General features: G+C 66.2%; 12 protein-coding genes and 1 tRNA gene. 7 read left to right on the forward strand and 6 right to left on the reverse strand.

What is annotated here, in order from left to right; genetic code table 11:
- Positions 1-136: 136 nt before the first annotated feature.
- Positions 137-1,621 carry an ATP-binding protein gene (locus CP958_RS11930; protein ID WP_096702371.1) on the forward strand — a complete coding sequence of 495 codons (1,485 nt, stop codon included), beginning with the start codon at positions 137-139 and terminating at the stop codon, positions 1,619-1,621.
- A gap of 57 nt (positions 1,622-1,678) precedes the next feature.
- Complete coding sequence (locus CP958_RS11935; protein ID WP_096702176.1) at positions 1,679-2,632, forward strand: response regulator; 954 nt, start codon at positions 1,679-1,681, stop codon at positions 2,630-2,632.
- Between the two features lie 137 nt (positions 2,633-2,769).
- Here CP958_RS11935 and CP958_RS11940 read toward each other — a convergent pair whose 3' ends face one another.
- Both CP958_RS11940 and CP958_RS11945 read right to left on the reverse strand, forming a co-directional pair.
- The gene (locus tag CP958_RS11940; protein ID WP_096702177.1) at positions 2,770-3,363 is read right to left on the reverse strand and encodes a GNAT family N-acetyltransferase; all 594 of its coding nucleotides are present in this window, start codon (positions 3,361-3,363) and stop codon (positions 2,770-2,772) included.
- Positions 3,360-4,250 (reverse strand): N-formylglutamate amidohydrolase, encoded by an 891-nt coding sequence (locus CP958_RS11945; RefSeq protein ID WP_096702178.1) that lies wholly within the window; start codon positions 4,248-4,250, stop codon positions 3,360-3,362. The genes CP958_RS11940 and CP958_RS11945 overlap by 4 nt, the downstream gene beginning before the upstream one ends.
- 187 nt (positions 4,251-4,437) lie before the next feature.
- On the opposite strand from CP958_RS11945, the gene CP958_RS11950 reads away from it, so the two are divergent.
- The 3 genes from CP958_RS11950 to CP958_RS11960 all read left to right on the forward strand — a co-directional run bounded on the left by CP958_RS11950 (position 4,438) and on the right by CP958_RS11960 (position 5,435).
- Positions 4,438-4,512 (forward strand) — tRNA-Val (locus tag CP958_RS11950).
- A 127-nt stretch (positions 4,513-4,639) separates the two neighbouring features.
- Positions 4,640-5,125 carry a hypothetical protein gene (locus tag CP958_RS11955; protein WP_096702179.1) on the forward strand — a complete coding sequence of 162 codons (486 nt, stop codon included), beginning with the start codon at positions 4,640-4,642 and terminating at the stop codon, positions 5,123-5,125.
- A gap of 79 nt (positions 5,126-5,204) precedes the next feature.
- Positions 5,205-5,435: a TraR/DksA C4-type zinc finger protein gene (locus tag CP958_RS11960; RefSeq protein ID WP_096702180.1), complete on the forward strand. Its 231-nt coding sequence runs from the start codon at positions 5,205-5,207 to the stop codon at positions 5,433-5,435.
- 210 nt (positions 5,436-5,645) lie between these two features.
- Here the strand turns inward: CP958_RS11960 and CP958_RS26365 are convergent, their stop codons facing one another.
- From CP958_RS26365 to CP958_RS11975, 4 genes are all read right to left on the reverse strand, one after another.
- A complete protein-coding gene (locus tag CP958_RS26365) occupies positions 5,646-5,819 on the reverse strand; it encodes a hypothetical protein (protein ID WP_170958950.1) in 174 nt (57 codons plus the stop codon).
- Positions 5,820-5,922: 103 nt separating this feature from the next.
- A complete protein-coding gene (locus tag CP958_RS11965) occupies positions 5,923-7,194 on the reverse strand; it encodes an NAD(P)/FAD-dependent oxidoreductase (RefSeq protein ID WP_096702181.1) in 1,272 nt (423 codons plus the stop codon).
- Entirely contained in the window at positions 7,191-7,484 is a 294-nt protein-coding gene (locus tag CP958_RS11970) for a sulfide dehydrogenase (protein ID WP_242442865.1), read from the reverse strand. Before CP958_RS11970 ends, CP958_RS11965 begins: the two co-directional genes overlap by 4 nt.
- A 47-nt stretch (positions 7,485-7,531) precedes the next feature.
- A complete protein-coding gene (locus tag CP958_RS11975; RefSeq protein WP_096702372.1) occupies positions 7,532-7,900 on the reverse strand; it encodes a rhodanese-like domain-containing protein in 369 nt (122 codons plus the stop codon).
- A gap of 224 nt (positions 7,901-8,124) precedes the next feature.
- Here CP958_RS11975 and coxB point away from each other — a divergent pair, with 224 nt between their 5' ends.
- Together coxB and ctaD are read left to right on the forward strand one after the other, a co-directional pair.
- Positions 8,125-8,982, forward strand: coding sequence for a cytochrome c oxidase subunit II (gene coxB, locus CP958_RS11980; RefSeq protein ID WP_096702183.1), 858 nt, complete (start codon positions 8,125-8,127; stop codon positions 8,980-8,982).
- Positions 8,979-10,598 carry a cytochrome c oxidase subunit I gene (gene ctaD / locus CP958_RS11985; RefSeq protein WP_096702184.1) on the forward strand — a complete coding sequence of 540 codons (1,620 nt, stop codon included), beginning with the start codon at positions 8,979-8,981 and terminating at the stop codon, positions 10,596-10,598. Before coxB ends, ctaD begins: the two co-directional genes overlap by 4 nt.
- Position 10,599: the final 1 nt, after the last annotated feature.

Consider the following 10,599-nt stretch of genomic DNA (forward strand, 5'->3'; position numbering starts at 1 on the left):
ACTCAAGCCGCTGGGGCAACCCAGCGGCTTTTTTTCTCCTCTTGGGGACTGGGCGGGAAAGCAGCATCTCTGGTATATATCGATAGGCTTAGCCCACCCTCCCATTGGCTGCCGCGATCAAGAGCCACGTTTGAAGATGCTTCCTTTCAACGCTCTCAAACGCCGGAACACCCGCCCCCTGGGACGGCGCATCACCCTTTACACCATCGTCTTCAGCTCGGTGATCACCCTGATCATCAGCATCCTCCAGCTGACCAACGAGTTCACCGACCGGCAGTCGGCGGTGGAGCGGCAATTGGACGGAATCGACGTCCTGCTGCCCTCCATTGCCGAAAGCGTCTGGACCTTCAACGAGGCCCAGATCAATCTGGCGCTGCAGGCCTTGACCAGCATGCCCCATGTCCAGGAGGCCACCATCGCCACTCCGGAGGGCAAGGTGTGGTCGCGGGGACACAATGTCTCGGCCCACGCCATCGGCCGGACATTCTCCCTGGAACGTCAGACCAGTACCGGCCGGCAGACCCTGGGCACCCTGGGCGTGGTCGCCGGCATCGACGCCATCTACCTGGCGGTCTTCACCCTGACCGCCGAGATTCTGTACGGCAACGCGATCAAGACCTTCCTGGTGGCCGGCTTCATGGGCTGGCTGATCCATATACTGGTGACCAGCCGTCTGGCACCGCTGAAGCGCGAGGTCCAGGGCGTGCTCGACGACCTGGGACACCCCGATGCCGGTGATGGAGGTACGCCACCCGGCGATGAACTGGACGCCCTGAAGGGCAGCTTCTCGGACATGGCGACGCGGCTGCGCGACGCCATCGGCAGCATGAAGATCGTCGAGGCCAACCTGCAATCCGCCAACGAAAATCTGGATGCACGGGTAAGGGAAAAGACCGTCCAGTTGGAGGAGAGCAAGAAAAAGGCCGAAAACGCCGCCGAGGCGGTTCTGCGTTCCATGGAGGAGCAAAGAAATTTCCTGTCCATGGTCTCCCACGAGTTCCGCGGCCCGCTCTCCACCATCGCCGGAGCCGCCCAACTCATCGCCATCTATGGGCGCGACCACGAGGAACTGGGGGAAGAGGTGGCGAAGATTCACCGTGCCCTCGGACGGATGTCGAACCTGATCAACGAGTACCTCAACGAGGAACGCCTGGATTCATCGGTCTGCCCGCTCGACGCCAAACGGTTCGATTTGGGCCCCCTGGTGGAGGAAGCCTACTCGGCCGATCTGTTCTCCGCCGACGCCCGCTGCCTGGACATGGACATGGAGCCGGGCGTGTCGGTGACCGGCGACCGCAATCTGCTGGCCATCGCCATTTCCAATCTCGTCGACAATGCGCTGAAGTTCTCTCCCGCCCACAGTCCGGTCCGCGTGACCATGCGTCGCCACCTCGATCAGGCCGAGATCGTCATCCGCGACCGGGGGCCGGGAATTCCGGCCGACGAACACGACAAGATCTTCGCGAAATACTACCGCTCCACCCGGACCGACCGGGTCTGCGGCGTCGGTCTGGGCCTGTATTTGGTCAAGCGGATCGTCGACCTGCATGCCGGCACCATAGCCGTCCAGAGCGATGCCGCCGGCGGCACCGCCTTCACCCTGCGGCTGCCCCTGGGCTGACGGTTGCAGCCGGCGGGAACCCCGCCCATACTCGACGCATAGCGTTCGGGGCCGACCATGCCAACCAAGCCGCGCATCCTGTTCGTCGACGACGAAGTCCGTGTCCTCCAGGGATTGCGGCGCGGCATGCACAAGCATGAGGAGCGCTGGGAAATGGAGTTCGTCTCCGACCCGACGGCGGCGCTGGACGCCATGCGGGCCCAGCCCTTCGACGTGGTGGTCTCCGACATGAAGATGCCGGGCATGACCGGGATCGACATGGTGGTGGCCATGCGCGAGGTAGCGCCCGACGCCGCCTACATCATGCTGACCGGCACCGCCGACCTGCGCACCGCCATCGACGCCATCAACCGCGCCGATATGTTCCGCTTCTTCACCAAGCCCTGCCCGGCCTTTCTGCTGGCCGAGGGCATCGTCGAGGCCTTGGCCGCCCGCCGCCCGCCCGAGCAGCCGCCGTCCATGGGCGAGGCCGCCCTCGATCGCCTGCCGGTGGGTGTGGTGGTGGTGGACGCCACCGGCCATGCCCTGTTCATGAACCGTCGCGGCGCCGCCCTGTGCGCCGCCGAGGATGGGTTGCTGCTGGCCGGCGGGCGGCAGGTCCGGGCCGCCTCCGCCGCCGAATCGGCCGCCCTTCACCGCGCCGTAACCGAAATCCTGACCGGCGGGGGAACGGCGGCCCTGTCCATCACCCGGCCGTCGCTGAAGCGCTCCCTGTCGGTGCTGATCAGCCCCCTGCCCGGATCACGGGCCGCCCTTTATATCGGCGATCCCGACGACCTGCCCCTGGTTCCGCCGGAGCAATTGGCGCGGCTGCTCGATCTCACGCCGTCCGAGGCGCGCCTGACCCATTCCCTGGCCCTCGGCCACTCGGTGGAGGAGGCCGCCGGCCTGTCCGAGGTCACGGTGTCGACGGCACGCAGCTATCTCAAGCAGGTCTTCGTCAAGACCGGCACGGCGCGTCAGGCCGAACTGGTGAAGCTGGTCCTGGGGCTTCCCGCCGTCGAGGATTAGAGCATCGAGCGCCAAATCTGGCGCACGGTGCGACCAGCCGCCGTTGAGGCGGCGGCCAAGCGCGCGGAGGCGCGCGCCCGGCGAGGGGCAATATGATAAGGCAAGAGCGCCGCGCCTCATATTTGAGGCGCGGCGCTCTAAGGAAGCTCGGGGTCCGAGGAAGACAGCAGGGGCGGCGCCTTGGCGCCGTCGGGCAGCGGCCGGTCGTCGCCGCCCAGGGTGCGGTGCATGATCACCACGTCCACCCAACGGCCGAATTTCAGCCCCACCCCGCGCAGCACCCCTTCCTGGCCGAATCCCAGGCTCCGGTGCACGCCGATGGAGCCCTGGTTGGCGGAATCGCCGATCACCGCGATCATCTGGCGATAACCCAGTTCGGTACAACGCTCGATCAGGGCGGCGAGCAGGGCGCGGCCGATCCCCCGGCGCGCCACGAAGGGCGCCACGTAGATGGAATCCTCCACCGTGTAGCGATAGGCCGAGCGCTGGCGGAACGGCCCGGCATAGGTATAGCCCAGCACCTCGCCCTCCTCCACCGCCACCAGATACGGCAGGCCGCGCGCCGCGATGGCGGCGCGGCGGGCCTTCATTTCGTCGACGGACGGCACCTCCTCCTCGAACGAGGCGGCGCTGCGCGACACATAGAAGGAGTAGATGGACTGAATCGCCGCCATGTCGTCGTCGGTGGCATCGCGGATTTCCACGGAAAGCGGAGTGCTGGGACCTCTCATGCGCGACCGAACTCCCCGGCCGCCGCGGCCAGGGCCGCCGCCACCTTTTCCAGGTCGCCCCGCACCCGATCGAAATCGGGGCCGTGGCAATGGTTGGCCTCGTCCATGTACAGGGCGCGGTTGATCTCGATCTGCAGGGCATGGCTGCCCTGGCGGGGCTGGCCGTAATGCCGGGTGGTGAAACCGCCTGCATAGGGCGCGTTGCGCACCACCCGATAGCCCAGATGGGAGAAGGTATCCTCTGCCACCTGGGTGAACAGCGGCGAGCAGGCGGCGGCGAAGCAATCGCCCAGCACCACCTCCACCCGGCTCAGGCCGGAATCACGGTCCATGGGACCACCCACCGACGGCATGGAATGGCAATCCACCAGCAGCGACCAGCCGAAGGCCTTGCGGGTGGCCTCCACCAATCCCTGCAGCCGGCGGTGATAGGGACGGTAGCAACGGGCGATGCGACTCTCGGCCTCGGCCACCGGCAGGCGCCCGGCATAAATCTCGGCACCGCTGGCCACCACGCGGGCGATGGTCCCCAGCCCGGCCAGGACACGGGGGCTGCGGGTATTGGCGTGATCGGGCAGCGTGCCGGAGAACATGGCGGGGTCCAGTTCGTAGGGCTCGCGGTTGGGATCGCAATAAGCCCGCGGGAACAGGGCGGCGATCAGCGGCGCCCCCAGCCCGACCACTCCGGAATACAGCTCGTCCACGAAGCTGTCCTCGGAACGGCGCAGCATGCGGGCGTCGAGCCGCGACTGGGCCACGAATTCGGCGGGATAGTCGCGTCCGGAATGGGGCGAGGCGAAAACGAGCGGCACCGTTTGCCGGGGCGGCTCGAACACCCTCAGCACGGCGGCATCGTCATTCATGATCTCGGCGGGCACGGTATCCATGGCTTGCCCGCCCTTCTTAGCAAATCGGCCGGCTCGTGTCATACCCCGCTCGCGGAAAACGGCGACTTTCGCCCTGCTTCATTTTCCATTGTGCAGGCATTTCAGAAGGGCTTGCAATGCCCGAAGAACGACGCTAAAAGAACGTCCCTCGGCCGGGCCCAACCAAACGGGACGGACGGGAAGACAAGGGCGGTTAGCTCAGCGGGAGAGCACTACGTTGACATCGTAGGGGTCACTGGTTCAATCCCAGTACCGCCCACCATCAAAGGCCCCAGGGAAACCTGGGGCCTTTGTCCTTTTCGGACTCCGTTCCAGCATCAACCTTGCTTTAAGCAATCCCTGTCATGATGTGATTCTTAATATCACCCGACAGAAGGCGGGATCGCGTCATGGCCACCACATCGGCAACCCACTCCAAACCGTTCATCCAGGCCCCTGCCCCGCGAAAGCCGGCGGGAAAGTCGGGTGGCGGCAAGGCGAAACTGCTGGCCCTGGCCGGTATCGCCGTGGTGGTGGCTGTCCTGGGGGCCGCCGCCGTGATGATGCGCCCCCATACTTTGGGCGGTAATGCGGCGGCGACGCCGGAAGCCTTCGCCGAGCAGATGGAAGCCGCCGCCCGCAACGGCGGGGGAACCATTCCCCACGTGTTCGGCGGCACCATCCGCACCGAGCGCAACGGCGCCATGCTGGCCCTGGTCGCCGATAACGTTCCGCCGACCGCCTGTGTTTCGGTGGGCTGGAAGCTGGTCCGCAAGGGCCTGCTGTCCATCAACGGCACCATGCCGCTCCGCGTTTCGGCCGCCAAGCTGGCGGAACTGTGCAACCAGGAAGACGGCCCCGCCGTCCTCACCTGGATACCCAAGCCGACCGAATAGATATCCATCATAGATATTGATTACCCCCGCGCCTCCTGCCACCATATGGCGGGTTGGGCAACACTGTGGAGTGTGGGGAATGGACGATATCGATCTGGCAGCCGAACGTACCGACATGCTGAACGCCGCCGCCATCCAGGCGGTCTTGGAGCGGACGGAATCGGCGCTTTCCACCGGCATCTGCCGCGCCTGCAACGAAGAGATCGAGGCCGAGCGCCTGCAGGCCAATCCCTATGCCAAGCATTGCCGCGACTGCGCCGACGAGGCCGAGACCCGCGCCCGCATGGCCCGCCGCTGCGGCCCGCGCTGAGCGAGCGAACCGGCACGGTCCATGAGAGCGGCGCGCCTCAAATATGAGGCGGGCCGCTCCAGCGCCCGTTGAGGGCGCGGCCAAGGGCGCGGATGCGCCCGCCCGGCGAGGGAAAATGATAAGGCCTATAGCGTGATACACATTTTGGGCATCACGCTATAGAGCGGACACGAATTGGCCCGCCCCCACAAGGGGACGGGCCGGTTCATGTCACAGGACCAGCAGGGCGCTGCCGCCGTCCTTCTCGATCTCCCACAGATAACCGAGGGAATCGAGGGCCCGCTCCCGCGACATCAGGGAGTGGGCTTCGGGTGCGGCGATGATCGCCCAGACCCGGTCCCGGATTGCCGCTAATTTCTCGCGGCGCGCAGCCTTCTGGCCCATGGTCGTTCACTCCTTTCGCAGAAGCGACTTCATGGACAACATATCCAGCTTTTCCTTAACGGAAGGTATCGTGGCGCCACGAAGATGACGGGCGGAGCGTCCGTCAGGCGCCCCAGGCATCGGCACAGATCGCCGCGTACCAGTCGGCGGCATGCTCGGCCTCGGCTTTGCGGGCGTGGGCGTCGGCGCCCAGCGGGCTGACGCCGCCCGACTCGGCCACGGCGGCCCGGCGGCCGTCGGCCACCTCGTAGACCCCCGCCACCGAGACGGCGTAATCGGGCGCCAGCAGGCTGTAACAGACGTTGATGGCCTTGACCGGGCCAAAGCCCTGCCCGGCCAGCGACGCCACCGCCGCCGCCGCCGCGATCTTGGCCTGATTGTTGGCCGAGGACGCGGATTTCGGCATCTCGCCGGCGATGCAGGCATCGCCGATCACGTGGATGCCGGGGACGAGGCGGGATTCGAAGGTCACCGGGTCCACCGGACAGAAACCGCCGGCATCGGCCAGTCCCGCCGCCACGGCGATACGGCCGGCGCCCTGGGGCGGAATGATATTGGCCAGCGCCGGGGTGAAGCGGTCGAAATCGGTCTCCACCCAGCCCTCGGCGGCGTTGACCCGCACCACCCGGCCGTTATTGGCCCCCGACACCCATTCGATCATGTCGCCGTACAGCGCCTTCCAGCCCTCCTGGAACAGCGCCTGCTTGGAGAAGGAATCCTTGGCATCGAGGATCAACACCTTGCAGCCCTTGCGGGTCCGGGACAGGTGCCAGGCGATCAGTCCGGCCCGCTCGTAGGGACCCGGCGGGCAGCGGAAGGGATTGCCCGGCGCGGCGATGATCACCACGCCACCATCCTCCACCGCCTCCAGCCGGCGACGCAGCAGGGCGGTCTGCGCCCCGGCCTTCCAGGCATGGGGCATGACCTGGGCGGCGGCCTCGTCATAACCCTCGATCTCGTTCCAGCGCATGTCGATGCCGGGTGAGACGATCAGCCGGTCATAGGCGATCCATTGCCCCCCGCCAAGGCGCACCCGCCGCCGCTCGCCCTCGATGGCGGCAACCGTGTCGTGAACCACCTCGATGCCCAACCGAGAGCGCAGATGGCCGTAGCCGTGTTCCAGCCGGGACAACGGCCCCAGCCCGCCGATCACGCCGTTGGAGCCGGGACAGGTGACGTGCAGCCGGCTCGGCTCGATCAGGGTGATGCCCAGGTCGGGCATGGCCCGGCGCAGGTAACGGGCCGCCGTCGCTCCGCCGAAGCCGCCGCCGACGATCACCACCCGAGCCCGCCTGGCCCCCACCGCCAGGGCCGGAATCGCCATCAGCCCCGTGGCGCCGGCCAGCAGCGCCCGCCGGGAAAGCCGGCCGGTCATGGCCCCACCCCGCCGGCCAGTTCACCGGCGATGGCGCCCAGTTCCTCGCCGCTGTAGCCCTTGGCGATGCGATCCATGACGGTGGCGGCCCGTGACCCGTCGCGGAAGGCCAGCAGCAGGCGCAGCAATTCCCCCGCCGGACGCCCGGCCAGGGTGGGAATGCCGGAATGGATTTGGGGGGAATGGCAGGCGGCGCAGGTTTCGGCCATCAGCCGCGCCTGCCCCCCGGCCCGCGCCGGAAGCGCGGCGGCCATCACCACCAGAGCCATGAATGCGGTAAGACTGCGCACGGCGCCCCCCTCTTGGAGGCGCATTCTAGCCCGACGACAGCCGCCTGTCAGCGGGCCGAAACGGTGGGGCCGCCACAGGCCTTCCAGCCGAGAATGCCGCCCTTCATGCGGTGAATCTCACCATCCCAGCCGGCGGCCAGCAGCTTTTCGGTGGCGGTGCCGCAGCGGACGCCGCTGCGGCAATGGATGACCAGCCGCTTGCCCTCCTCGGGCTTGGGCATGCGGGCCGGATCGAAACTCGACAGCGGCAGGCTGATGGAGCCGGCGATGGACTCGGCGGCATGTTCGTCGGGCTCGCGCACATCCACCAGGACGACGGAGCCCGCCTCCCACCACTGTCGGATCTGCGAGGGATCGACCACGTGGACCTTGTCGCTGCCGGGAGACGAGGAAAGACCGAAAAGCCGGGAAAGCATGCCGAGCATCCTATTTTATCAGACAAAGCGAATGTAGGGATTCGCCGCCCGGATGCAAGCCCTAACGCCTAATACATTCGGCTGAAATCCGGCTTTTTTGCCTGGGGGTCTTGGAAACAGGGATACGCGTTCCAACTAATTAGAATGACTTTCAGGCGCAGTGTTTCATCCGCGAGTGGGAAAAGTTACTGCGGGTGAAACGACGGCAGGGAGGGACAATCAACATGAACAGGTCCGTTCTGGCCCTAGCGGCGGCGTTTGCCGTCACCGGTCTGGTCCCGGTGGCGATGGCCGGGGAGCCGCAGGCATGGGCACTCTCGTTCCAGCACGGGGTTTCCCCCACCATGGAACGCATCACATCACTGGCCACCTTCATCAACGGCGTGATCGTCGTCATCTCCATGCTGGTCAGCGGGCTGCTGCTATACGCCTGCACCCGCTTCAGGGCCGACCGCAACCCCAAGCCGGCCACCTGGTCGCACAACACGCCGCTCGAGGTCGTCTGGACCGCCATACCGGCGGTGATCCTGCTGCTGATCGCCATTCCGTCGTTCCGGCTGCTCTACTTCATGGACAAGGTCCAGGACGCCGACATGACGCTGAAGATCGTCGGCCACCAGTGGTACTGGACGTATGAGTATCCCGACCACGACTTCAAGTTCGACAGCAACATGGTCCAGGCCGACGACCTGAAGGCCGGTCAGCCGCGCCTGCTCACCGCCGACAACGCCCTGGTGGTGCCGGCCGGCGTGCCCATCCGCCTGCAGATGACCGCCGACGACGTGATCCATTCGTGGTCGGTCCCCGCCTTCGGTATCAAGACCGACGCGGTGCCCGGACGGCTCAACGAGACCTGGGTGCAGGTCTCCGAGTCGGGCACCTATTACGGTCAGTGCTCGCAGTTGTGCGGCGTCAACCACGGGTTCATGCCCATCCACGTCAAGGCCGTGCCCAAGGAGGAATTCATCGCCTGGGTCGCCCAGGCCAAGAAGACCTTCGCCCGCATCGACGGCACCCGTCCCGAGACGTCCGTCGCCCTTGCCGAGACCGTGACCAAGACTGGGGGGGAGAAACAGCCATGAGTACCGCCATCGCGCACGACCACGATCACGGCCACGCCCAGCCCCACGGCTGGCGGCGCTGGCTCTTTTCCACCAATCACAAGGACATCGGCACGCTGTACCTGATCTTCTCGGTGATGGCCGGGTTGCTGGGCGGGGCCATGTCCATCGTCATCCGCATGCAATTGGCCCATCCGGGCGGCACCATCTTCGAAGGCGACTGGCATCTTTACAACGTGTTCGTCACCGCCCACGCGCTGACCATGGTGTTCTTCACGGTGATGCCCGCCCTGATCGGCGGCTTCGGCAACTGGTTCGTGCCGCTGATGATCGGCGCGCCGGACATGGCCTTTCCCCGGCTGAACAATATCAGCTTCTGGCTGCTGCCCCCCGCCTTCATCATGATGCTGCTGTCCATGGTCGAAGGGGCCGGAGCCGGCACCGGCTGGACCCTGTATCCGCCGCTCTCCACAACCTACCACCCCGACGCGTCGGTGGACTTCGCCATCCTGGGCCTGCATCTGGCGGGCATCAGTTCGGTGCTGGGCGCCATCAACTTCATCTGCACCATCCTCAACATGCGCGCACCGGGCATGACCATGCACCGCATGCCGCTGTTCGTCTGGGCCATGCTGGTCACCGCCTTCCTGCTGCTGCTGTCCATTCCGGTGCTGGCCGGCGCGCTGACCATGCTGCTCACCGACCGCAATTTCGGCACGACGTTCTTCGCGCCGGCCGGCGGCGGCGATCCCCTGCTCTACCAGCATCTGTTCTGGTTCTTCGGCCACCCCGAAGTCTACATCATGATCCTGCCGGCCTTCGGCATCATCAGCCACATCATCTCCACCTTCTCGCGAAAGCCCATCTTCGGCTATCTCGGCATGGCCTACGCCATGGTGGCCATCGGCTTCGTCGGCTTCGTCGTGTGGGCGCACCACATGTTCACCACCGGTCTGGCGGTGGACACGCGGGCCTACTTCACCGCCGCCACCCTGGTCATCGCGGTGCCCACCGGCATCAAGGTGTTCAGCTGGATCGCCACCATGTGGGGCGGCTCCATCACCTTCCGCGTCCCCATGATGTGGGCGGTGGGCTTCGTCTTCCTGTTCACCATGGGCGGCGTCACCGGCGTGGTGCTGGCCAACAATCCCGTCGACGTGGCGCTGCACGACACCTACTACGTGGTGGCCCATTTCCACTACGTGCTGAGCCTGGGCGCGGTGTTCGCCATCTTCGCCGGCTTCTACTACTGGATCGGCAAGATGAGCGGTCGCCAGTACCCCGAGACGCTGGGCAGGATTCACTTCTGGCTGACCTTCATCGGCGTCAACATCGCCTTCTTCCCGCAGCATTTCCTGGGTGCCCAGGGCATGCCGCGCCGCGTTCCCGACTATCCCGACGCCTTCGCCGGGTGGAACATGGTCTCGTCCATCGGCGCCTATATCGCCTTTGCCGGCACGGTGTTCTTCCTGGTGGTGGTATGGCGCACCTTCACCGCCGGCAAGGCGGTGGAAGCCAATCCCTGGGGATCGGGCGCCACCACGCTGGAATGGTCGGTCAGCTCGCCGCCGCCGCTCCACAGCTTCGATGAGCTGCCCCACATCGGCACGCCTCATCTCGGCACTCCGGCGGAGTAAG

It is taken from the genome of Magnetospirillum sp. 15-1 (assembly GCF_900184795.1).
In the GTDB taxonomy this organism is placed as follows: domain Bacteria; phylum Pseudomonadota; class Alphaproteobacteria; order Rhodospirillales; family Magnetospirillaceae; genus Phaeospirillum.

Coding starts and splice junctions, on each gene's coding strand:
- coxB (WP_096702183.1), top strand. CDS start 8,125: ATGAACAGGTCCGTTCTGGCCCTAGCGGCGGCGTTTGCCGTCACCGGT.
- CP958_RS11960 (WP_096702180.1), top strand. CDS start 5,205: ATGGACGATATCGATCTGGCAGCCGAACGTACCGACATGCTGAACGCC.
- CP958_RS11965 (WP_096702181.1), bottom strand. CDS start 7,194: ATGACCGGCCGGCTTTCCCGGCGGGCGCTGCTGGCCGGCGCCACGGGG.
- CP958_RS11940 (WP_096702177.1), bottom strand. CDS start 3,363: ATGAGAGGTCCCAGCACTCCGCTTTCCGTGGAAATCCGCGATGCCACC.
- CP958_RS11975 (WP_096702372.1), bottom strand. CDS start 7,900: ATGCTTTCCCGGCTTTTCGGTCTTTCCTCGTCTCCCGGCAGCGACAAG.
- CP958_RS11935 (WP_096702176.1), top strand. CDS start 1,679: ATGCCAACCAAGCCGCGCATCCTGTTCGTCGACGACGAAGTCCGTGTC.
- CP958_RS26365 (WP_170958950.1), bottom strand. CDS start 5,819: ATGGGCCAGAAGGCTGCGCGCCGCGAGAAATTAGCGGCAATCCGGGAC.
- CP958_RS11930 (WP_096702371.1), top strand. CDS start 137: ATGCTTCCTTTCAACGCTCTCAAACGCCGGAACACCCGCCCCCTGGGA.
- CP958_RS11945 (WP_096702178.1), bottom strand. CDS start 4,250: ATGGATACCGTGCCCGCCGAGATCATGAATGACGATGCCGCCGTGCTG.
- ctaD (WP_096702184.1), top strand. CDS start 8,979: ATGAGTACCGCCATCGCGCACGACCACGATCACGGCCACGCCCAGCCC.
- CP958_RS11955 (WP_096702179.1), top strand. CDS start 4,640: ATGGCCACCACATCGGCAACCCACTCCAAACCGTTCATCCAGGCCCCT.